Annotated in this window: 16 protein-coding genes and 1 riboswitch; of the genes, 8 read left to right on the top strand and 8 right to left on the bottom strand. The window is 37.8% G+C overall.

The annotated features are described in order from the left end of the window. Positions 1-56 precede the first annotated feature (56 nt). Positions 57-710 carry a reverse transcriptase-like protein gene (locus tag MHH64_RS11665; protein ID WP_340001809.1) on the bottom strand — a complete coding sequence of 218 codons (654 nt, stop codon included), beginning with the start codon at positions 708-710 and terminating at the stop codon, positions 57-59. A gap of 237 nt (positions 711-947) precedes the next feature. Next, positions 948-1,053: riboswitch (SAM riboswitch) on the top strand. 187 nt (positions 1,054-1,240) lie between these two features. Here MHH64_RS11665 and MHH64_RS11660 point away from each other — a divergent pair. After that, on the top strand, positions 1,241-3,106 hold the full coding sequence (locus MHH64_RS11660; RefSeq protein ID WP_340001808.1) for a bifunctional homocysteine S-methyltransferase/methylenetetrahydrofolate reductase: 1,866 nt from the start codon (positions 1,241-1,243) through the stop codon (positions 3,104-3,106). 37 nt (positions 3,107-3,143) lie between these two features. Then, complete coding sequence (metE, locus tag MHH64_RS11655) at positions 3,144-5,435, top strand: 5-methyltetrahydropteroyltriglutamate--homocysteine S-methyltransferase (RefSeq protein WP_340001807.1); 2,292 nt, start codon at positions 3,144-3,146, stop codon at positions 5,433-5,435. Between the two features lie 121 nt (positions 5,436-5,556). Here metE and MHH64_RS11650 read toward each other — a convergent pair whose 3' ends face one another. From MHH64_RS11650 to MHH64_RS11640, 3 genes are all read right to left on the bottom strand, one after another. Continuing rightward, positions 5,557-8,649, bottom strand: a complete 3,093-nt coding sequence (locus MHH64_RS11650; protein ID WP_340001806.1) for an SMC family ATPase — start codon at positions 8,647-8,649, stop codon at positions 5,557-5,559. 30 nt (positions 8,650-8,679) lie between these two features. Beyond that, a complete protein-coding gene (locus MHH64_RS11645) occupies positions 8,680-9,873 on the bottom strand; it encodes an exonuclease SbcCD subunit D (protein WP_340001805.1) in 1,194 nt (397 codons plus the stop codon). A 499-nt stretch (positions 9,874-10,372) separates the two neighbouring features. After that, positions 10,373-11,836, bottom strand: coding sequence for a DHA2 family efflux MFS transporter permease subunit (locus MHH64_RS11640; RefSeq protein WP_340001804.1), 1,464 nt, complete (start codon positions 11,834-11,836; stop codon positions 10,373-10,375). 469 nt (positions 11,837-12,305) lie between these two features. On the opposite strand from MHH64_RS11640, the gene qoxA reads away from it, so the two are divergent. From qoxA to qoxD, 4 genes are all read left to right on the top strand, one after another. Then, complete coding sequence (gene qoxA / locus MHH64_RS11635) at positions 12,306-13,214, top strand: cytochrome aa3 quinol oxidase subunit II (RefSeq protein WP_118890290.1); 909 nt, start codon at positions 12,306-12,308, stop codon at positions 13,212-13,214. Between the two features lie 73 nt (positions 13,215-13,287). Beyond that, entirely contained in the window at positions 13,288-15,237 is a 1,950-nt protein-coding gene (qoxB, locus tag MHH64_RS11630) for a cytochrome aa3 quinol oxidase subunit I (protein WP_095307449.1), read from the top strand. Beyond that, complete coding sequence (locus MHH64_RS11625; protein WP_340001803.1) at positions 15,234-15,830, top strand: cytochrome (ubi)quinol oxidase subunit III; 597 nt, start codon at positions 15,234-15,236, stop codon at positions 15,828-15,830. The genes qoxB and MHH64_RS11625 overlap by 4 nt, the downstream gene beginning before the upstream one ends. A gap of 1 nt (position 15,831) precedes the next feature. After that, complete coding sequence (gene qoxD, locus MHH64_RS11620; protein WP_095307453.1) at positions 15,832-16,113, top strand: cytochrome aa3 quinol oxidase subunit IV; 282 nt, start codon at positions 15,832-15,834, stop codon at positions 16,111-16,113. A gap of 363 nt (positions 16,114-16,476) precedes the next feature. On the opposite strand, the gene MHH64_RS11615 is transcribed toward qoxD, so the two are convergent. From MHH64_RS11615 to MHH64_RS11605, 3 genes are all read right to left on the bottom strand, one after another. After that, positions 16,477-16,710 (bottom strand): hypothetical protein, encoded by a 234-nt coding sequence (locus MHH64_RS11615; RefSeq protein ID WP_095307455.1) that lies wholly within the window; start codon positions 16,708-16,710, stop codon positions 16,477-16,479. 191 nt (positions 16,711-16,901) lie between these two features. Then, positions 16,902-18,035 (bottom strand): DUF4145 domain-containing protein, encoded by a 1,134-nt coding sequence (locus tag MHH64_RS11610; protein ID WP_095307457.1) that lies wholly within the window; start codon positions 18,033-18,035, stop codon positions 16,902-16,904. A 138-nt stretch (positions 18,036-18,173) separates the two neighbouring features. Next, the gene (locus MHH64_RS11605; RefSeq protein ID WP_095307458.1) at positions 18,174-19,010 is read right to left on the bottom strand and encodes a TetR/AcrR family transcriptional regulator; all 837 of its coding nucleotides are present in this window, start codon (positions 19,008-19,010) and stop codon (positions 18,174-18,176) included. A 100-nt stretch (positions 19,011-19,110) separates the two neighbouring features. Here MHH64_RS11605 and MHH64_RS11600 point away from each other — a divergent pair, with 100 nt between their 5' ends. After that, positions 19,111-22,206: an efflux RND transporter permease subunit gene (locus MHH64_RS11600; RefSeq protein WP_340001802.1), complete on the top strand. Its 3,096-nt coding sequence runs from the start codon at positions 19,111-19,113 to the stop codon at positions 22,204-22,206. Positions 22,207-22,309: 103 nt separating this feature from the next. Here the strand turns inward: MHH64_RS11600 and MHH64_RS11595 are convergent, their stop codons facing one another. Continuing rightward, positions 22,310-23,407: a hypothetical protein gene (locus tag MHH64_RS11595; protein ID WP_095307462.1), complete on the bottom strand. Its 1,098-nt coding sequence runs from the start codon at positions 23,405-23,407 to the stop codon at positions 22,310-22,312. Between the two features lie 179 nt (positions 23,408-23,586). On the opposite strand from MHH64_RS11595, the gene MHH64_RS11590 reads away from it, so the two are divergent. Further along, the gene (locus tag MHH64_RS11590; RefSeq protein ID WP_340001801.1) at positions 23,587-24,849 is read left to right on the top strand and encodes a helix-turn-helix domain-containing protein; all 1,263 of its coding nucleotides are present in this window, start codon (positions 23,587-23,589) and stop codon (positions 24,847-24,849) included. Positions 24,850-24,875 lie beyond the last annotated feature (26 nt).

Genomic DNA, 24,875 nt, shown 5'->3' with positions numbered 1-24,875 from the left:
GGAAAGGTTTTCTAAACTACCGGATTAGCTAATTTGTCTGTATGATTGATTATCTATCAGCGCTCACGATGACTCATAATTTCAATCTCTTGTAGGGCCTGTGTTGCTAATTGATCAGCCTCACGGTTCATTTTCCGGGACACATCTTTATAAGTTGGGGCAATTCCAAGCTGTTCTAACTTTTGTTCAATCCGATTAATCCATGCTGCTAGCTCCTTTTCATAGCATGGCCATTCCCCATCCAACTGATGAATGACAACCTTTGAATCTCCAACAAATGTTACTGGTAAGTGGTGCACACCTAATAGCTCTAATTCAGTTAATCCTAAATGAAGCGCCGCATATTCTGCTTCATTATTATTTATAAGGCCTTCCACTAAAGCATTTTTTCTTATCCGATAGGCCTTTTCATTTTGCTCATAGTAAATGACACAGCCAAGACCTGCTTTATCTGTCTTCAAGTCAAATCCACCATCAAAATAGACAGTTATATCATGCGGTTCCGTTTTAATTTCTTCCATGTATTTCTTTAATTGCTTATAGGTCCAGCTTCTATCATTGCTATCAATAAATGTTAATTGCTTGATTCTTCCAGTTTTCTCCATGTCTTCAGCAATGATGACGGCTTGTCCAGCTTGCATCATATCTGAGCTAAGCATCGTCTCTAATCCCTTTTTTGTACGATATGTTAATTCCATTCTCACTTGCATAGATAAACCCTCCTTTTTACTTGGATATAAAACAAAATAAATGACATGAAATTTGAATAAAACACATTTAATGAATGAACCTTTCATTCATATTATTTTATATTGTATCCTAAAAATGCACATATCTTAGCAACACCACAAATTTGTTTTAATAATAACAAAAATGTATTTAATAAAACAATTGACAAAACTATAAAATTTATGCAAAATGGATTTAACAACTGAATATTCGTTATTTTCTTATCCAGAGAGGTGGAGGGATTTGGCCCTACGATACCTCGGCAACAGGCTTTTTTAAGTACTGTGCTAATTCCAACAAGCATTAATGCTTGGTAGATAAGAAGAGTAAAGTGAATAATACATACATGACCTCTTCTTTTCGGAAGGGGTCTTTTTATGTTTTCCCACCTTTTCTTATCACCACGAATACAATTTTCCACTAATGACAGCTTCAAAGGAGTGAATTAAAAGGTAGTGAAGAAAATGAAATGAGGTAATTGCTACTTTTAACGATAAAGGAGGACAGAAAAATGAGTTTATTAAGTGCTCTTGAAGAAAGGATCCTTATTGGTGACGGTGCAATGGGAACGTTGCTGTATTCATACGGCGTTGACCGTTGCTTTGAAGAATTGAATTTAACACATGAGGAACAAATTACCCGTATTCATCGATCATATATTGAGGCGGGATCCGATTTAATCCAAACCAATACGTACGGAGCAAATTACATTAAGCTTGCTCGTTATGGCTTAGAAGATCAAGTTAAAAAAATCAATACCAAAGCAGTGGAACTTGCTAGAAAGGCTGCTAAAAAAGACACTTTTGTTCTCGGAACTATCGGAGGGATACATGGCGCACAAGCATTAAATGATACAAAAGAAGAAATCAAACGAAGCTTTCGAGAACAGCTATATTGCTTACTGTTAGAAGGTGTAGATGGCCTTATTTTAGAAACCTATTACAATCTTGATGAGCTATTAACCGTATTAGAAATTGCCCGAGAAGAAACAACAATACCGATTATCACAAATGTCTCCATGCACGTACCAGGTATTCTTGAAAATGGTATCCAGCTAAAGGATGCTTTACAACGGCTAGAAGATACGGGTAGTAATATTGTTGGCGTCAACTGTCACTTAGGTCCATTTCATATGCTGCAATCATTAAAAGATGTTCCATTGTCAGATAAGACATTCTTAGCGGCTTACCCAAACGCTAGTCTGCCAGCTTATCACGAGGGCAAGCTCGTTTACGAAAATAAACCTGACTATTTCACTCGATGCGCCGAAGATTTTCGCAATGAAGGTGTTCGCTTGCTTGGCGGTTGCTGCGGAACAACCCCTGAGCATATCAAAGGATTAGCGCAAGGAGTTCGTAATTTAAAGCCATTAACGGAAAAGAAGATTATTAGAAAGCCTTCCCCTATTGAAGTAACACGTAATCAGACGACTAAAGAGACCCCTTTAGTCGATATCGTAAAGAAAAGACATTCCATCATCGTTGAGCTAGATGCTCCGAAGCATCTGCAAACAGACGCATATATGGAAGGCGTGAAGGCATTAAAGAAGGCTGGTGTCGATGCAATTACATTAGCTGACAACTCGTTAGCATCACCAAGAATTAGCAATATTGCGATCGCCGAAAAAATAAAACAAGAGGTTGGGCTAAGACCTCTCGTTCACTTAACTTGCCGCGATCGTAATTTAATCGGGCTGCAATCCCATTTAATGGGACTCGACACGTTAGGGATTCATGAAATTTTGGCAATTACGGGAGACCCAACGAAAATCGGCGACTTCCCAGGTGCCACTTCTGTTTTTGATGTAACATCGTTCGATCTAATTAAACTAATCAAGCAATTTAATAAAGGGCTTTCCTTTTCTGGTAATTCCTTACGACGGAAAACTTCTTTCAAAGTTGGTGCAGCTTTTAATCCAAATGTGGCTCATCTTGATAAGGCAGTCAAACGAATGGAAAAAAAGATTAGCTATGGTGCCGATTATTTTCTAACACAACCGATCTTCAATAAGGAGCAAATCATACAGCTGCATGAAGCAACAGCGCACATCCAAACACCTATTTATATAGGAATTATGCCGCTGACATCAACAAGAAATGCTGAATTTCTCCACAATGAAGTACCAGGAATTAAATTAAATGACGATGTTAGATATAAAATGCGCTTTGTCTCGAACGATCGAGACAAATCGATTGAACAAGGGATTTCAATAGCAAAGGAACTTATTGATGTATCCTTACGATATTTCCATGGTATCTATTTAATTACACCTTTCGCACGTTATGACATGATTATTCGTCTTATTGAATATATCCAGGAAAAAGTCCCCAAAAGTAACTTCGAGGAGGTGTTGTCAGCAACCCCGCACAGCCTATAGTAAGAATTAAGATGAAAACAAATGAGGAGGAAATGAAATGACAAATGTGATTAGCTCAAACTTAGGTTACCCAAGAATCGGGAAGAAAAGAGAATGGAAGCGCGCCTTGGAAGGATACTGGAATAAGCAATTATCCGAAAAGGAACTTTTAGAGAAAACTGATGCCATTAGATTCGCAAACTTAAAAAAGCAAAAAGAAATTGGTATCGATCTTGTACCGGTTGGCGATTTTACACTATACGATCACGTCCTAGATACTTCCGCTATGTTCGGTGTTGTACCAGATCGTTTTAACTATGATGGCGGAAAGGTTAACCTCGAAACATATTTTGCTATTGCTCGCGGTACAGAAAATGCGGTTGCCTCTGAGCTTACGAAATGGTTTAATACAAACTATCATTATATCGTTCCAGAGCTTGAAAATGTGACACCAACGTTAACAGAAAATCCCCCGCTAAAATTCTATAAAGAAGCAAAAGAAAAGTTAGGAATCGATGGGAAGCCTGTCATTTTAGGTCCAATTACATACCTAAAATTATCAAAAGGATACGAAGAAAATGATTTCTCTAACGTCTTGCAACGCTTTATACCTTTATATGTCCAACTATTAAAAGAGTTAGAGCAAGCCGGTGTCTCTTGGGTACAAATCGATGAACCGATTTTAGGAACTAATCTATCAAAAGAAGTTATCCAAAAAGCAAAACAAGTTTATGAGCAATTTCATAATGCAGCACCAAAATTAAAGCTAATTTTACAAACCTATTTCGAGCATATTATTCACTACGAAGAAATTATCGAGTTTCCTGTTCAAGCAATCGGACTTGACTTTGTCCATGGAGAGTCGCTAGAGCTTATTAAACAATTCGGATTCCCAGAAGATAAAGTACTCGCAGCCGGGATTATTAATGGGCGCAACGTTTGGAAGGCTGACTTGGAAGCTAAAACCGACCTGCTCGAAACAATCTATCAAACTGTTAAAAATAAGCAAATCATTATCCAGCCTTCCTCATCATTATTACATGTTCCAGTCACGAAAGAATCTGAAGCACAACTTGATTCCAATGTGAAGAATGGTCTGTCCTTCGCGAATGAAAAGCTTGATGAAATTGTAACACTTACAAAGGGATTACAAACTGGGAAACAGACAATCGTCCAAGAACTAGCTAGAAATAATAAGGAACTTGAACAGTTTAACCATTCTACACACAGAAATAATGAAATTGTTCGAAAGGAAGTCGAAGCACTAGGAATTACGGATGCACAACGTTCCTTACCATTCGCTGAACGAATTCAGAAACAGCATGAGGTCTTGCAATTACCATTACTTCCGACGACAACTATTGGCAGCTTGCCACAAACCCAGGAAGTTAGAAAAACAAGAACAAAATGGCGTCAGGGAACAATTACAGAAGCTGAATATGAACAATTTATTAGAGATAACATAACAAAATGGATTCATATCCAAGAGAAAATTGGGTTAGATGTACTTGTACATGGCGAATTCGAACGCACAGATATGGTCGAATACTTTGGAGAAAAGTTAAACGGCTTTGGTGTGACAGAATTCGGATGGGTCCAATCCTACGGTTCACGATGCGTAAAACCGCCATTGATTTTTGGTGATGTTTCGTTTGACACAGCAATGACTGTAAAGGAAAGTATTTTCGCGCAATCCTTAACAGACAAACCTGTAAAAGGAATGCTCACTGGTCCAGTAACTATTCTAAACTGGTCTTTTGTCCATGACGACGTTCCAAGAGAAACGGTGCAAAACCAAATCGCTCTCGCTCTACGAAAAGAAATTAAAGCACTTGAGACAAGTGGAATTAAAATTATTCAAGTTGATGAACCAGCATTACGTGAAGGACTTCCACTAGATGAAAAAAAACAAAAAGCGTATTTAGATGCTGCAGTATATGCATTTCGCTTGGCAACATCTTCTGTTCAAGTTCAGACACAAATTCATACCCATATGTGCTACTCTGAATTCCAAAAAATCTATGATGCAATTGACGGTCTTGATGCAGATGTTATCTCAATTGAAACCTCACGTAGTCATGGTGAAATTATATCTGCCTTTGAGGAAAATACGTATGAGAAGGAAATCGGACTTGGTGTCTATGATATCCACAGCCCACGTGTTCCAGATAAAAATGAAATCAAACAAAATATTAGCCGAGCATTAAAAACGATTCCTACAGAGCAATTCTGGATCAATCCGGATTGTGGATTGAAAACAAGAAGCGAGGATGAAACAGTTGGAGCATTAAAAGCGATGATCCATGCTGCAAGGGAAATTCGCGAGGAACAATTGACTTTTCAAAAATAGCATCCAGCCGATTCATTACATTCAAATCCAAAAGCCCCTAAACGCAAATTAGCGTTTAGGGGCTTTATCAACTATTTCTCATTCGTTTTTAGACATATTTTGAATAAAACGCAATCCACCATTACTGCATCACAAATCTTGTCCTGCTATAGCCTTCTTTCATCTTTTTAACCTCCAGCATTGCAGGGAACATGCTTTTCAGCTCCTGCACATGGGATATAACACCAATCATTCTACCTGATTGCTGTAGGGCAACCAAAGTGTCAATTGCCTTTGTTAACGACTCTTCATCTAATGAACCAAAGCCTTCATCGATAAACATTGTATCAATCGAAATATTGCCTTGAAAGTTTTGAATAACATCAGACATGCCAAGCGCAAGTGCAAGGGATGCATTAAATTTCTCTCCCCCTGATAATGTTTTAACATCGCGGGTTTGCCCGGTGTACGCATCATAAACATCCAGTGCTAGTCCACTTTGCTTACCATGTGATTCTTGGCGATCACTTCTCGTTAGATAATATTGACCATTTGATAGCTCTCTCAATCTCATATTGGCTGCATCAATGATTTGTTCTAAATATTCGATTTGTAAATAGCGTTCAAAGGAAATCTTTCGATCATTTTGCCCTCTGAGCACATCATATAATTCAGATACTGCAGCTAACCGTTTCTCATGCTCTTTCACATGGCTCTCCGCTTCCATAATATGAACCTTCAAATCAATTGCTCCTTGATAGCTATCTTTTGAACGATTCCAAGTACTTAAAGCAAGCTCGTATGCTTGTTTTAATTCATCTAGTTGCTGCTTGAGGGCCGTTAAATCGATTCTTGATTTTTCTTTTAACACCTCTTTCAAATCAGCGACCTGTTCAGTTAACGTAGATAGACTTTGTTTAAATTGATCAATCTCATTTTTCAATATCTGTTGATCTGGCGGAGACATTTTCGCCTCTCGATATACTTCAATAGACTCGAACCCAGCATTTAGCATTGCTTCATGAAACTGATTCTCTGCTAGCTGCCTTTTCTTGTTCGTTTCGTTTAGCTGTGCTTTTGCATGCGTTCGATTTGCAGTAACGCTTGTCTGCTCTTCTTTCGCCTTTTGCAATCCAGATTGAGCTTGTTCCCACTCTTTCTCTAGCTTTACTTTCATTTCTCTTGTTTCTTTTAATTGTTTCTCTAGCTCTGTTAGTACCTTCACTTCATCTGGAATATTACGTAAGCGTTCTTCATAAACTGCTTTTTTCGATTCATAAGAAGTTACCAAATCTTGATATACTTTTTCAAACTGATCTCTTTTTGGTTCTAATTGTTTAATTTCAATAGCTATATTTTCTTGAATCTCTTTTTGTTCCTCTAACTTCTTGCGTTTTTTATCCAATTCCGTTACGTCAGCCGCTAGCTTTTTCCCTTCTTCTACTAATTGTTCAAAAATGGACGAAACAGATTCAAGAGGTATCGTGCATTTCTTTATTTCTGTTTCCTTTTCCTGTAACTGGGATAGTTTTGCCTTTAGATCAGCTAAAGTATTCCGGTATGAATCATCCTTTATGTCTAAATCTTTTTTCAATGTTTCCAGTTGCTCTTTCGTAAAGGCGTCCTTCTCCATCGTCGCTTTATTCGGATGTTCGATACTCCCGCAAACCGGGCAAGCTTCTCCATCATGCAAATGATTTGCCAACACAATTGCTTGATTAGCAATCCACGCTTCTTCTTGGCGCTGATACTGTTCCTTCGCTTTTGAAAAATGCTCTTTTTTTAGTGTAACAGCTTTTTCCAGCTCATCTTTTTGCTTTGATAGATCAATATAACCTTGCAGCAGCTTTGCACGTTCCCTCATCTCGAGCAGTTGCTGCTTCTTATCATGATATTGGTTTACAGCCTCCTCAAGCTGCTTGATTTGAATTTGACATTTTTCTGCCGCTTCTCTTTTGGTTTTAATCTCTTTTCTGATTTTTTCCAAATCAGCTCTAGTCAGCTTTCCCTCTCGAACAAGCTGATCTAATTCACCCTTTTGCATGTCGATATCTTTTACAATAGGTAGATAATCCGTTAATCGATCTAGTTTTTTTCCAGTTTCTTCTCTTACATCTTTTTTATTTTCCGCTTCCTTATAATAGGATGTCGCTTGCTCAAGTTTTGTATCAGCATGCTTCTTAGCTACTTCTGCATTTTCTAATACACGTTTTTTTTCAGCTGCTTCTTTTTGCCAATCCGAGACCTGCTTTTCATAAATTTCAATCGTACTAGCTCGTCCTGCTGCTTCCAACTGTTTTTCTTTTGCAGCGAATACTGGGACTTGCTCTTTTTGTTGCTTCAGACGCTTTTCTTTTACATCCAATTCATCAAACCGCTCATTTAGTGCATGTGCTTCATGGAAAGCATTTTGCTTCTCATCGTGTTTGCGATACGCTGCATCATAGGCTTTTTCATCAATCTCGATTTGCCTAAGATAATAATCAGCTTCCACTTCCAGCCCTGCAACTATTTGTTGTGTATGGTAATGTTCTGCTGATAAAACATTAGTTAAAAGAGAATCCTCACGTTCTGGCAATACCGAATAAATCGTAGTTATATAGTGATCAAGCGTCTGCCTTACTTGGTTATATTGCTGCTCCACTGTGTTTTTCTTATTTTTCAGCAACTCACTAAGATGTTTATAGTGCTCTGTTTTAAAGAGCCTTCGTAATATAGCTTCTTTATTTTCTGTATCCGATGTTAGCAGTTTACGGAATTCACCTTGTGGCAGCATAACAATTTGTTTAAACTGGTCTTGTGTTAATCCTATAATCGCTTCTACCTTTTTATTTATTTCAGAAACGATTTGTCTATCAACACATGGAATCTCTTTGTCGTCTATTTTTTCAAAGAACTCATAACGTTCACCTGTTTTTGATTTGTTTCCTTTTTTCACATGACCTAACTGCCGGAGTATGCGATACACACGTCCGTTTAAAGAAAACTCCAATTCTACAGCTGTATGGGTATTATCATCGGCAAAATCACTGCGCAATGCCTTTATATCTTCGCGATCCGAACCACTTGCACTGCCATATAATGCAAAAGCAATGCCATCAAAGATTGTTGTTTTCCCCGCACCAGTATTACCAGATATAACAAATAAATTCGTCTTATCCAGCTCTCTAAAATCTACGGTTTCTGTATTTTTATACGGACCAAATGCCGTCATTGTTAACTTTAGTGGCTTCAACTGGTTTTTACTCCTTTCTGCTGTATCGCCTTAATTCGTTAGAGATGCTTTCTGTTTCGGTATTACTTTTGTTTCACTTGCATCTTTTAGAAGTTGATCTAATGTTTCTTTAAAAATAGCTTCCATTTCTTCTGTTGCACGATTACCTTTTACTTCATTATAAAATGCCTGAAAAAGATCCATGTCACTCATCTTGCTTCGATTAATCGAACGATCTTCTGCCTGCGCAAGAGGTGTGACAGAATAGTTTTTACGTTCCACATGCATCGCGTTCGGATAGACAGATCGCACCTTTTCCATCGGCGACAATACCGGAGTCTCATCCAATAACCGAACAAAAACATAATCTTGATTTATTGGGTGATTTAATAAATCATCTATGTATGCTTCAACGGTACGAATATCTCTCCTCGGTTTCAAGAGACGTTTTTCAACTGTGGCATTTCCTAAAGAATCCATCTCGACAATATGAAATCCTTTTTTATGATGCTCCTCGGATAAAGAGTATTTTAAAATCGATCCAGCATAACGAATTTTCTCATCCATTACATAATGAGCCTGATGCAAATGCCCTAATGCCGTATAATGAAATGGCATATAGTGTTCACTAGCAACATATTCTGCACCACCAATTGAAAGCGGCCGCTCCGAATCACTTGTATTTTCTTCTTCTTTCGCATAGGGAGTCACAAACGCATGACCAATAGCAACATGTCGGGCATTGGCATCCATCTGCATGGTAATTTGTTCGATAATCTTTTTTGTTGCGTCATCATGTGTTCGGATATCCTCATCTTCCAAAACATTCCTTACCACACTTGGGTCGCAGTACGGAATGAGGTGAAAATGCACCTCTCCAAATTCGTCTTCTAAAACAACTGGCTCTATATGGTTTGTCAGATTACCGACAATATGAAAACCATGATGTTTCATTAAACTGCTCCCAAAATTCAACCTGCTCGGACTATCATGGTTACCTGCTATCGCGATTACAGGTGTTTTTAATCGATGCACAATTGTCTCTAAAACTTCGTCCAATAAGTGAACTGCTTCAATTGGCGGAACCGCTCGATCATATAAATCACCTGCGATAATGACTGCATCTGGTTTTTCTTCCTCCACTGCTTGAATAAGTTGTTCTAATACATAACGTTGATCTTCGGTCATATAAATTCCCTGGACAAGTTTTCCTAAGTGCCAATCCGCAGTATGAAAAAACTTCATTGTATCTCCCCTCTCCAGTACACTAGATAAATAATCTGCTTGCACTTAATCAAAAACTACTAAATTCTTCTGTTTTAATAGTATTGATTACTACTATAATAAGAGAAAAGGAACTTAGCCCCTTTCACAAAATATCGAATCTAAATCTATAATGAGTATACTGCTCTTCTTCCATTGAATCAATGTTAGGAAGCCTGGTCATAATTCATATTTCTACCAGCTATATTTAGTAGATTTGCGAATTTCGAAACTATTATCCGATTAAATTCTTTGTTTTGATGTGGAATTTAGCTATTAAAATAAATTCTATTAAAGTTAAAACTTTTTGAAAAAGTAGAGTTTAGACTCGCATGCAGCCATTGTGTTAATGAGTAAACCCATTCGATTCGGTTGCTCAATTTACTTCCTGCCTTTCCCGGATGCACTAGTCATGCTCTGACACAGCCAGAACGAACACAAATAAATAACCCCGATACACGAATCGTATCAGGGTTATAAACTATTTACTCATTTTTATATCCCCTTGCTTGGCTCGTTTTAAAAAGCTGGCAAGGATTATAGCTACTGCGATAATAAAGGTCGAAATAAAGAATGCATCATTAATTCCACCTAGCATTGCTTCTAAAGCTATTTGTTGCTGCACCTCCGAAGTCGGACCGCCTACTACTGCCTCAGTTAAACGGTTTGCATACACATTTTCTCGAATTGACATGATCGTTATTAACAATGCAGTTCCAATCGCTCCAGAAACCTGATTCAGCGTATTATTCATCGCTGTTCCATGCGGGTAATATTCAGCAGGCAACTGATTTAAGCCGTTCGTTGATACCGGCATCATAACCATGGATAGACCTAACATACGCATTCCATGCAGTGCCATTAACGTAATGTAACCTGTCTCAAACGTTAAGTTACTAAAGCAATACGTTGTAATTGTCATAATCGATAAACCAACAAGCGCCAGTACTCGCCCGCCATATCTATCAAACAGTCTACCTGTGATTGGTGACATAAATGCATTCAGAAGAGCTCCCGGTAATAGCATTAACCCCGTATCCATTGGCGAAATCCCACGAATCGTTTGTGCATAGATCGGTAACAAAAGAAAACCAGAAAACATTGCAATATTAACGACCATCGATATGATGGATGCCAACGTAAACATGGGATATTTAAACACATTGAAATTTAACATGGGCTTCTCAAGCTTTGATTGACGAAGGATAAACCAGATAAGCGCAATAACCCCAAGGATAATTGTTCCATATACCTGTAAGCTATCCCAGCCCTTTGATCCAGCAGAGCTAAAACCGTATAATAATCCTCCGAATCCAATACTGGACAAAATTAAAGAAAGAATATCTAACGTAATAATCACTTTTTCTTTCTTATCCTTTAATAGAAAAAAGCCGAGCAAAAATACAACAGCAGCAATTGGAGTTATAAAATGAAATAGCATTCTCCAATCATAGTGTTCAATAATCCAACCAGAAAGCGTTGGTCCAATTGCTGGAGCAAACATTAAAATCAAACCGAAGACTCCCATTGCAGTTCCTCGTTTAGCGATTGGAAAGCTTATTAACATAACATTCATTAATAATGGCATCATAATTGCGGATCCAGATGCCTGAACCATTCGCGCAGCCAGCAAGATCGGGAATGTATGCGCAATACCTGCAATTAAAGTTCCACAAAAAAACAGACCCATTGCAACTAAGAACAATCGGCGAACAGAATATTTTTGAATTAAAAAAGCTGTCGTTGGAATCAATATACCATTAATTAACATATACCCCGTCGTTAACCACTGGACGACAGATGTACTTACATCAAGGTCTAACATGATAGATGGCAGTGCAACATTTAGCAGTGTATTATTTAAAAATGAAATAAATGCACCGACCATAAGTATTGCTAAAATACCATACTTTGGCCGGTCATTATGATTGATTGATGGTTCCATAAATTCTTCTCCCTTACATTAAACTATACATTGATCACCCGAATTTTTCTAATGACATAAATCATATCATATACCTTTAGTCCACATAATACAAATAAATTTTTTATTGTCTTTATCAAGTTTATGAACCGATTCATAATTCATTCAATTTTTAATAGACTATGAGTCTAGTATGAAAATACAGCTAAATTAGAAAAAAACTTTCCTTCATTAATAGTGGGAAAGTTTTTCATTAGCTAACCGCAAAAATATGGAGCACATTTTTGCAATTAAAGCAACTATTTTTAATACCTACGTGTCCAAAATTTGCCTATCTCCACCAAATCTACAAATCTTCATGAACATTTTGTGAAGCATTTCTCATACTCTTGTATTTTTATCGTTTGCGTACTATTATATAGGACGATAATTGTGTTTACCTTTATATTGGCGCAAAAAAACAGATAATTTAACAGAAAGGGGTATATACATGAAACTTAAATGGACCCTACTAACATTCATTTTCACTATAGCTACAGTGTTAACAGGTTGTGAGCCATTACTTGTCTTAGATCCAAAAGGACCACAAGCTGCAACGACTGCTGATGTTATATGGTTATCCATCATTACTATGGCATTCATTGTTATTACCGTACTTGTATTACTTATCATTATCCTAGTAAAATACCGCGCATCTAAACAGGATGATGATTATGAACCACCACATATTGAGGGGAATCCTATTGTCGAAGGAATTATTGTTGGTATTCCAATTTTAATTGTTATCTTCTTATCTATCGTTTCTGTTGTCTCAACATACCAAGTTGAAACAGTACCAGAAGGATATGAGGATCAGGAACCGTTGGTGATATATGCTTCTTCATCTAACTGGAAATGGCATTTCAGCTATCCAGAGCAAGATATTGAAACAGTCAATTATGTATTTATCCCAACAGATCGTTCCGTCCAGTTCAAGCTTTACTCACATGGTCCAATTACAAGCTTTTGGGTACCGCAGTTAGCCGGACAAAAATATGCGATGGCAGACATGGTAACGACAATTAATTTAGCGGCTGAATCAGCTGGAGAGTTTATGGGTAGAAATGCAAACTTTAGTGGTGAAGGTTTTGCTGAAAACACATTTAACGTTATCGCAATGCCGCAAGATGAATTCGATACTTGGGTAGATGATATTCATGCTACGGCTGATCCATTAACAGAAGATATATTCAATGAATTATTAGAACCTGGTCATCTAGGTCAACTTGCTTTCACTGGAACACATTTAGAATTTTCACCACCACCTGAGGGTGAGCATGGTGGGCATAATCACGGTTCATCTGATGATACGGAACAATCCGAGGATGAACATGATGATTCAGAACACGATCATCATTAATTGAAAGACTACGAACAAAACAGCTAGATTACTAATCTAAATGTACTTGAACTTCTCGAAAGGAGTAACAAACATGGAATTTTTTGAAAGATTCGCTATACCCCATCCAGATCCAATGATCTATGCATCTATGGTTGCAATTGTTCTTGTTTCCATCGCAATCGTTGCAGGATTAACTTACTTTAAAAAATGGGGCTATTTATGGAACGAATGGTTAACAACAACTGACCATAAACGAATCGGGATTATGTATTTGATTTCCGCTTTAGTCATGTTATTCCGTGGTGGTGCGGACGCTGTCATGATGCGTCTTCAGCTTTCTAGCCCGGAAATGGAATTTTTAAACGCTCAACATTATAATGAGGTTTTTACAACGCACGGAGTTGTAATGATCTTCTTTATGGCAATGCCGTTCGTTATTGGTTTAATGAACTACGTTGTGCCACTGCAAATTGGTGCTCGTGACGTTGCTTTTCCGCGACTAAACGCACTTAGCTTTTGGTTATTCTTTGCCGGAGCAATGCTATTTAACATATCGTTTGTTATCGGTGGATCACCTGACGCTGGTTGGACCAATTACTTCCCACTAGCAAGTAATGAGTTTAGCCAATCTGTTGGTGTTAACTATTACATGTGGGCTCTTCAAATTTCTGGAATTGGTACACTAATGACAGGAATTAACTTTGTTGTAACGATTTTCAAAATGAGAGCTCCTGGTATGAAATTAATGAAAATGCCAATGTTTACATGGTCAGCTCTAATCACAAATGTTATTATTGTATTTGCTTTCCCAGTGTTAACTGTAGCGCTCTTAATGGGAACGTTCGACCGTCAATTCGGTACATCATTCTTTGCAACAGGTAATGGTGGTATGGATATGTACTGGGCCAACCTTTTCTGGGTTTGGGGCCATCCAGAAGTTTACATTTTAATTCTGCCAGCATTCGGTATTTACAGTGAGATTATTTCGACCTTCTCACAACGTAACTTATATGGGTATAAATCAATGGTAGCTTCCATGGTACTAATTTCCCTACTCTCATTCTTTGTATGGGTACACCATTTCTTTACAATGGGACAGGGAGCATTAACTAATAGTATCTTCTCGATTACAACAATGGCAATCGCCATACCAACCGGGATTAAGATATTTAACTGGCTCCTAACGATGTGGAAAGGTAAGATTAGGTTCACCGTTCCAATGCTTTATTCAGTAGCCTTCATCCCACTTTTCACAGTTGGTGGAGTAACTGGAGTAATGCTCGCAATGGCAAGTGCTGACTATCAGTATCATAATACGATGTTCTTAGTAGCTCACTTCCACAATACAATTATTCCTGGTGTTGTTTATGCGATGCTAGCTGGTCTTACGTATTGGTGGCCAAAAATGTTTGGCTTTATTCTGAACGAGCGAATTGGAAAATGGGCTTTCTGGTTTAATGTTGTCGGCTTTGTTTTAGCTTTCTTCCCGATGTACATCACTGGATTAGACGGGCAAGCTCGCCGTATGTACACATACTCAGAGTCAACTGGATTCACTCCATTGAATATGCTTTCGTTTGTAGGAGCAGGTTTAATGGCAATTGCATTTATCCTGATCGCCTATAATATTTTCTATAGTATTAAAAACTCACCTAGAAACGTTGGTGACGATCCATGGAACGCACGTTCATTAGAATGGGCAACGCATAACCCGGTTCCTGAATACAACTTTGCAATTGAACCTGAAGTAAATTCCAGTGAAGCATTCTGGGATCATAAGAAAAAGAAACATACTTTATTCAAAGGTAAAATCGATAAAATCCATATGCCAAATAATAGTGGTATTCCAATTATAATGGCAGGTATTTTATTTGTATTTGGATTCTCGTTCGTCTTCAGTATTTGGCCGGCTGTTATCATTGCTGCCATTGCCTTCTTCGCATGTATGATGTACAGCTCATTCGAAAATGATCAGGGACGCTATATTTCTGCTGACGAAGTGAAGGAAACGGAAGAGAAATTTGGAGGTGCTTCGAAATGAAGATAGATCACTCGCAACCTCTTGAATATAGCACACACAAAAATGAAATGAATATATTAGGCTTCTGGATTTTCCTGGGTGCTGAAATTATGCTTTTTGCAACACTATTTACATCCTATTTCATATATGAAAACAGATTTGGAAATGGGCCAAGCGGTGCTGAAATCTTTGAAATAACACCTGTTTTAATCGAGACAGTTGTACTCTTAACTAGTAGTTTTACAATCGGTCTTGCAATTAACGCCATGCGTTTAAACCGACCAAAAGCAATGTTGTGGTTCTTAGGTATCACACTCCTCCTTGGAGCGACGTTCCTTTCGGTTGAGATTTATGAATTTGTTCACTATTATCATGTAGGAGCAACATTACAAACAAGTGCATTTACTGGTATTTTATTAACAACACTTGGAACACACGGTGCTCACGTAACATTTGGATTGTTCTGGGGAATAGCTATCTTCTTGCAAGTTAAAAAGCACGGGCTAAATCTAGAAACAGCCAATAAATCATTTAATTACTCACTGTACTGGCATTTTCTAGATGTTATGTGGATTTTCATTTTCAGCTTCATCTACTTGAAAGGAATGATGTAACATGAAGGAATTATTTCCAATAAAGCAAGTCAATGGCTTTATCTTCTCATTGCTACTTACCGTAGTTGCGCTGAGCGTATACTTCATGGATATGTCATTTACCGCAGGCATGACTATCTTGCTTGTAACAGCTTTTGTTCAAGCAATTGTACAGTTCGTCCTGTTTATGCATGCTGGTGAGAGTGATGATAAGAGAACAATTTACACAACCTTATACTACAGTGCCTTAATTGCTTTAGTGACCATTTTTGGTTCATTACTTGCAATGGTATGGGATATGTAAAGCACAAAAGCAGAAGCGCCCGATTAGCGACGTACGGACTGCGCCCCCGTATTTTGGGGTGGTTCGGCTTGCCGAACATTGTTACGTAGGAGATAAAGGAAATACGGCGACCGTAGGGAGTCGATGTTGACTTTCACCACAAGGGTATAAGTGCGACTAACCCTCTGGCGCAGCCAATCGGCAAGTCTTCTTTTCGTTCGGAGGTGAAGGAAGTCTCACTAACGCTTTAGCGCTGGAGCTGGACGTGGCTGTTTCGGTAACTAAGTTATCTACAGCATTTAAATTTTATAGTTTCCCAAAGAAGCAATAGCAAAGCGAGCGTCTAATTATAGGCGCTCGCTTTTTCATTTACAATTTAATGCATTACAAAACGCTTCTCTTCCCCTCGCCAGGTTTGTGAATCATTTCTTCGGTCACAACGAGAAACGTACCCATTATCCATATAAACGCAGCACTCATGACTGTACCTACACCAATACCAACTAGCCCTTGGTAATCGCTTACATATACCCCGTAAGAAAATATGGCAATTCCAAGGAAAACTAACGTACCACAAATATATTTTACTGCATTCAACATTGCCGCATGTGTTTTCATTTGAAATGACCTCCCTTTGTATTTATTATTTACCACGTTCACATTTTTGTCAAACATTTATTTCTAATTTATGAACTTTTGTATTTGATATTGACAAAAATCCATGGATGCCTATTTTTATAAAAATCTTCACATACAAAAATAAACCGGGAGTATTACCTCCCGGTTATTATGACTGTTACACCACTGCCTTAATTAACAGCAGCGGTAGTGCTGGTTGTTTGGATTTGTTTCATTTGCTCAAATAGACTTTTAATCGTGCCAATTCCCACATTGTCATACTTAGCTAAAATAACCAATTCTTTGGGCAACTGCCCAACTGTGACCATTTGATCCTTACGCAGTTGTTTTAATAAACTTGGGAAACCTGAAAATATATCCTCATTTAATGCTAGCTTAGCCAGTTCCTCTGTTACAACGAGGTACTCTTCTTTGAAAAAGAAAAATAATTCGCCAGGACGATCTAACATAATTTCTCTTCTTTGTTTCTCTTCCTCGATAAAAACTTCTAATTCTTCAAATAGTATTTCTTCATTTTTAGCTTTGTAGCGTTTTACATGTGTTGAAAGCCCTTCTAGATTATTTGGAAGTTCACTCATGATTCGCGCTTGCTGCTCTGCACCAAGTCGAATCAAGAACATCTCTGAACGCTCAAAACGCTGCGGTAACAGAAATGCATCCCTAAGGAAATACGGGATTTCCAACTCCATCTTTTTATATACAAGCTTTCGAATTGTAGTAAAGCCTGGTGGTAGTGGATCAGAAGTTTCTTCTGCAACTGATTTCCTCTTTTCATCAGATTCAAGATTTTTATCATGCTTCCCTACCGAAGCATTTAACAACTGCTCCAATGCACCTAAACGAATTTCTATCTCTGAAATATCGTAGAATTCTTGTCCCTTCGCTGCTGGATCCTGGTATTCCGGAAATATAAATTCAATCGGTCCATATGTCTCCACATACCATCTTACAATTACATAAACAGCTTCCCATGATTGCAGCGCCTCTGAGTAACGGAATTTCCGTGTATCATGTGCAGCTTGATTTCCTAGCATTCGTACAGAATGTAAAGCATCCCGAACCTCTATTGTTATGTATCCATTATCATTTAGCGTATCAATTCTCTCGATTAGTGTCAGGCTTATTTTAGAAGGAAGTTCTTCCTCTTTCATTACAAGCTGCAAAATTGTTTCTACAAAAACCCTTGCATGTGTCAGCATTGTCCGCGGGCTGGCAAATATACTATGTTCAAGTTCTCTAGCAACAAATGCCAGCTCTTTATTCATCTGTTCCAAAAAATGATAATAATAATTGTCCATCTTCATTTTATGTTATCTCCTAGCTGTAAATATTCAAGTCAAACTATTATTTTACCACAGAACGAAAGCTATCTGCTTTATTTTTCTGCATCCATAGAAAAAACTACTTATCCAATTCGCATAAGTAGTTTTCCGATCTGCCCATTATTCAAAACTAAAGTGATGTCGCAGTTTAAAATAGATCGCTTGACATTCTCCATGATGACGAATATTTTCCAGCAAACCACTTATTAATGCCCTGCTTAAGCTTGGATTCCAAAGCTCTTCCTTCAATAAAGTCAGTGATTCTCTTTCAATTTCCCCTTCAACTTCGTCTAATGCATGGTCCATCAGCATCATCATTTCTTCTCTTGTTATTTCTTCATTTAATGGTTTTTTCATTAATTGAACGAAATCTTTAGTCAAAAATGGAATTGTTGTATATGCAGCTAATAAATTCGTTTTTTCAACGAGCGATTTGCAAAGTGTATCTAAATTAACTTGTAAATTAAGGAAGAAAAAAAGTTCTGAATATGTTTTCATGAAACCTTGAATACAATATACGAGATCGTATTTCATTTGTTCTACTTCATAACCGTATATTTTCTCCACCATATATAAAATGGACTCCTCGATTAACTGACTATAATAACGCATTTTTATTATCAATTCATCATTTAATGAATGTGCCTGTTCTTGAATAAAAATTTTCGCGAATTCAGAGTGCTCATAGTACGAGTCAAAACATAAGTGGTAAAATTCATATAAGAGTTTTTCCTTATCATCTTCACTTCTGACCAAGTAGTCAATGCTTGATACATATTTCATCATAAAGTGGTCAATTATAGCTAGAATCAGTGCATCCTTTGACTTAAACGATAAGTAAAAAGCTCCTTTTGAAATCCCGCAATGATCGGTTATTTGCTGAATCGAGGTTGCGCTAAAACCTTGCTTTGCAAAAAGCTCCAGTGCCTTATCCATAATTAGTTGTTTTTTTGCCACATTTTCCACTTCCTTTCCCGCTTCTAACATTGACAATTGACCAAGTAGTCATTATTATAAATAACGTAGTATCATAAGTCAAATAAGGGCAGGTGTAAAGGTGAAAGGTATTGTAAATTTTGTCCTGAAAAATAAACTGGCAGTATGGCTGCTGACTATTATTATTACTGCTTCAGGTATTTATTCAGGGACGCGAATGAAAACGGAGATGATTCCGGATATTAATATTCCTTACCTCATGGTGATGGATGTATATCCAGGTGCAACTCCAGAACAGGTTATGGATGAAGTTTCCATACCAATTGAAAAAGCAATTAACGGGCTTGAAGACATTAAGGCCGTTTATTCCAATTCATCATCTAATATCGCAAATATTCAAGTTGAATATGATTACGGAATTGATATGGATGAGAAAAAACGTGAACTGCAATCAGCACTGGATAATGTCACATTGCCAGATGATGCACAGGAACCAATCATCTCATCGATTAGCATGAACATGATGCCAGTCGTAGCATTAAGTGTCAGTAGTTCAACAGAAGATATTGTGGAGTTAACATCAACCGTTAACGACAACCTCCTACCAAAAATCGAAAAACTCGATGGTGTTGCATCTGCTACTATCACAGGGCAACACATTGAAGAGGTAGAGCTGACATATGATCAGGAATTGATGGCAGAGCTTGATATCACAGAAGATACTGTTGAGGAAATGATACAAGCTAGTGATATGGCTGTTTCTCTAGGGCTGTATGAATTTGAAGAAGGTGAACAGGCGGTAGCAGTAGATGGAAAGTTCATGACAGAAGATGAGCTTAAAGGAATGCTTATACCTGTTACACCATCAGAATCAAACCCTGCTCCATTTGTAGAACTAGGAGATATTGCAACTATCGAGACTGTTGGTAAAGTAGAGTCTGTCTCCCGTACAAATGGCGAGGACGCAATAGCAATCCAAATTGTCAAAGGTCAACAGGATAATACGGTCGACGTTGTAAATGAAGTAAAAGACCTAGTTGAAGAAGAAGTAGAAGCGAATGAAGGATTAATTATTGATGTATCCCTTGACCAAGGTCAGCCAATTCAGGATTCCGTCAATACTATGATTGAAAAAGCATTGTTCGGCGGCTTAATTGCTGTTTTGATTATATTACTTTTCTTGCGTGACTTTAAATCAACGATTATTTCCATTATCTCGATTCCAGTATCCGTATTTATGGCATTACTTCTGCTAAACTGGATGGATATTACATTAAATATTATGACGCTGGGTGCAGTCACCGTTGCAATTGGCCGGGTAATTGACGACTCCATCGTTGTAGTAGAAAATATTTATCGCAGGATTCATTTGAAAGAAGAAAAACTTTCTGGAAGAGCGCTTGTCCGCGAGGCAACCATAGAAATGTACAAACCAATTCTATCTTCAACCATCGTTACTGTTGCGGTTTTCGCACCACTTATTTTTGTCGGTGGGATGGTTGGCGAATTGTTTATGCCATTTGCATTAACCATGACATTTGCACTTCTTGCTTCACTAATCGTTGCGATTACAATCGTACCTGCACTTTCACATTTCTTATTTAAGAAAAAATTATATAGTGAAAAAACAGAAAGCCAGCATAAGGAACAAGGAAAACTTGCGAGAAGCTATAAAAAGGTTCTCGACTGGACACTAAATCATAAAGTGATTATGTCCATCGTATCAATACTATTGTTAGTAGGCAGCTTGATGCTGACACCACTAATCGGCTTCAGCTTCTTAGGCAGTGAAGAAGAGAAGGTTATGTACCTAACGTATACACCTGAAGCCGGCGAATTAATGGATGATACACTTGAAAACATTACAGAGGTTGAAGACGAATTATTAACACATGAAGATATCGATATTGTTCAGCTTTCTGTAAATGATTCAGAAACAGCAGATCCAAATGCAGCTATGATGGGCGGCGGAGCTGGCGGTGCATTAATGTACTTGATCTTCGACCCAGACATGGAAGATTTCCCGCAGGCACGTGACGAAATCTTAGAGTATGTCACAAACATCGATCAATCAGGTGAGTGGAAAAGCCAAGACTTCTCTTCTATGGGAATGTCAACGAATGAAGTAAGCTATACATTCTATAGCGAGGATTTAGATAATCTAACCGAAGCTGTCCACATGGTTGAAGAAGAAGTAGGTAAAATCGATGGAATTGATGATGTTTCGTCAAGTGCAGAGGATGCATATGTTGAACATGTATTAAAAGTAGATCAGCAAGACCTACTGCAATACGGTTTAACAACTGGTCAAATTGTTATGATGCTAAATACCTCGTCAACAAAGGATATCATCACAACAGTTGAAAAAGATGGCGAAACACTTGATGTTATCGTACAACAAGAGCAGACTTTCGATCCGCAGTCAATTGAGGAAATGCTGGATATCCCAGTTCCATTACAAATGGAGCCCGGAACAACAATTCCACTTTCGGAACTTGTAACGGTTGAAGAAGGAACAACGATGAATACACTATCACGTAGTAACAATGAGTACTACGCTACTGTTACCGGAACGATTACAGAAGATGATATTTCAAAAGCAACTGCTGACGTTGATGCAGCAATTGAAGAGCTCGACTTACCAAAAGGTGTAACAATGGGTGTCGCTGGTGTTGCAGCAGATATGGAAGAAACATTTACCCAGCTCGGTATTGCAATGCTTGCTGCAATCGCGATTGTTTACTTTATTTTAGTTGTCACGTTTGGTGAAGGACTTGCACCATTTGCAATTCTATTCTCCCTACCATTCGCGATTATCGGTTCATTTGTCGGATTACTTATCGCTGGGGAAACCATTTCAGTTTCCGTTATGATGGGTCTCCTCATGTTAATCGGTATTGTTGTAACAAATGCAATCGTCCTTGTCGATCGAATCATCCACATGGAGCGAGATGGAATGGGATTACGAGAAGCTATTCTCGAAGCTGGAGCAACACGTCTTCGCCCAATCTTAATGACAGCTCTAGCAACAATGGGCGCATTACTTCCATTAGCATTTGGTAATGGCGGTGGCGGTTTAATCTCAAAAGGCCTTGGTATTACAGTAATCGGAGGTCTAGCAAGCTCAACCTTATTAACATTGCTTGTTGTACCGCTTGTTTATGAATTACTATCCAAGCTATTTAAGAAAAACCGCAAAGAAATCGAAGAAAACTAAGTTAAACCCTACAGGAATTTTGTCCTGTAGGGTTTTATTATTTTTCAATTGCACACATGTTGATATGTTACAATCCTTTTGAATTTATAAACGCTATACTCTTTTACCCTAACTCCCTCTGTTGCTCATCTTCCATTTCTAGATGGCTTTCCTTTTCAATTTTTTTCATTCTAAATGGCGTAATGATTAGTACTGCAATAAGAACAAGCCCGAGATACCCAATAAGCGGATAAAAATAACTGACTAAGTGTGTAAATCCTGCAAAGCTTGCAACATATGCAACAATCATCGTTCCTATTAGGAATGGCTTATAACGTTTTGTTCCAACCTCTGCAAATCGTACGACAAATGAGAAGAACATACTGACCGCTGTATTATAAATCATTCCAAATATAACAATTGACATCACCACACCAAGTAGTGGCGATAAATTATTTACGATGCCCAGCATTGGCATATCTAAGCTGCCAACCTCTTCTATCTTAGCAAAAATAGCAAAGTGGCTAAGTAAAATTAAAACTCCTAGACCAAGCCCCCCAACTAGCCCACCGATTGCAGCTGTTTTTCTATTTGCTTCAGTCCCACCCATAACAATTGCCATTGATGCTCCCACTGCCGTATTAAAGGAAACATAATTAATTCCCGAGATAAACCAGTTCGGTAATGAAGTTGGCTGTTCCCTCGCGAGACTATCGAGAGCTGCGAACGATCCATCCAATGTTAGAAAACTATATACTGAAATGATTAAGACAAACAGTACTAGAAAAGGAGTAATACTCCCAATGATGGAAACAATCCGATCAACTTTTAACATCCCTGTTAAGATTACAAGCAACAACATCAAGGTTGTCCCAAAAACATACGGCATGCCAAATTGCTGATTTAAATTTGATCCTGCTCCAGCAATCATTACTACCCCTACTCCAAACAAAGTAAAAATAAGAATATAGTCAATAACCTTTCCAAGATATCGACCGCTTATATTATAGATTACCCCTTTATGAGATGTTGTTTGTGCACGGCTGCCCAACCAAACAAGCACCATCCCAACATACGCAAATAAAGCGCTTGCAATAATTGCACCAACTATACCCATAACTCCAAAGCTAGTAAAGTACTGTAATACTTCTTGTCCAGAAGCAAATCCTGCTCCAACAATCACTCCTATAAAAGCGCTTCCAATTTTAAGTGTATTTTTCATCGTGTCTCCCCCTTCAGATGTTTCCTTTTAAATTATAACAGCTAAAAGATGAAATCTATTTGTGTATATACTAAAATGTGAATTAGAAAGTTCGTTTATCTACTCAAATCCTATTTGTGTTACGTTTATTTTACTAACATAACAGGCTACAACAGCTACTGAAGAGGAAGGTATATTTCATGCGCGATAAAACTAATCACCTAGAGCTTTTAAAAAGCAGAATGAATGAAGAATTTGATTCAGCCGATCAGTTAGCTGATTGGATTGGTGAAATATTCGAGTGTCCTATTACAATAGAAGATTCTAACCATCATGTTGTATCCTACAGTAAGCATAAAGAAAATATTGACGAAGCACGAATCGGCACCATTATGAATCGAAAAGTCCCGGATAATGTAATTAATGGGCTCTGGAAAAAAGGTGTTATGTCTAAACTTATCGATCAAGATGAAGCTGTTGTCATCCCACAAATTAATGAAATCGGGCTCGGAAATCGTGTAGCTATATCCATTCGTGAAAAAAATGAAATTCTGGGGTTTATATGGGCACATACTGGTAATAAAAAACTGGGTAAAGAGGAACTCGAACTACTGCAGGAAGTCGCTAAGCAAGTTCGTAAATTATTCTTCAAGCACCCGAAACGGAATAGAAAATCAGAAGAAAGTTATAATGACCTCTTTTGGCAATTACTTACTGGACAAATTAAAGACACCGATAAATTAAACCAGCAAGCAAAACAACTTAACGTTCAATTAGAGGGTGAGCTTGCAGTCGTTGTCATACGATTTGAAGATCAAATAACGGAGCAAATTGAAAAGTATGCATACTATTTAGCAGAAACACAGTTACAAGTTAAATCCCTTTTTCGCCTATTTGATAGTCATGAATTTATTGTCCTTGTTCGTCATCATCGTAAAAAGGAAGAGCCGGCCTATTTATTAGGGGAATTTATCAAACAAATTATAGAAAAAATCAGTAACCAACTTGCATTAAAAAATGTCAACGGTTCAGCTGGAATCTTTTATGGTGAAGCGAAGCAAATAAATGAGAGCTATAAACAAGCACTAAGCGTATTAAATCTAAAAGAAAAATATGCAAAAGATCTAAAAGGTATCTATTTATATGAAGACCTCGGAGTCTATCAATTTATAGAAGAGCTGTTTGCGATTCAAAAAGCAAGTAAAAGTCGGAAGAATAAATACATTGAAAGATTACGATCATATGATAAGAAACACCACACTTCCCTTACCGATTCTTTACAAGCTTATTTAAACTGTGATTGCAATGTTTATCAAACAGCAAAGGAATTATTTATTCATCCGAATACGATGAACTATCGTCTAAAACGAATTCGGGAAGTCGCTATGCTGGACTTAAAGGACCCAAAACAGAAGACTCTCGTTTATTTAGATTTTATTATGGAACGCATGCATGAAGGGTGATTTGTGCAAATACACAAACCACCCTT

This window comes from Oceanobacillus sp. FSL K6-0127, from assembly GCF_037983385.1.
Classification (GTDB): Bacteria; Bacillota; Bacilli; order Bacillales; family Amphibacillaceae; genus Oceanobacillus; species Oceanobacillus profundus.
Note: the sequence above shows the minus strand (reverse complement) of the source record. Positions and strands in the feature narration are given on the sequence as shown.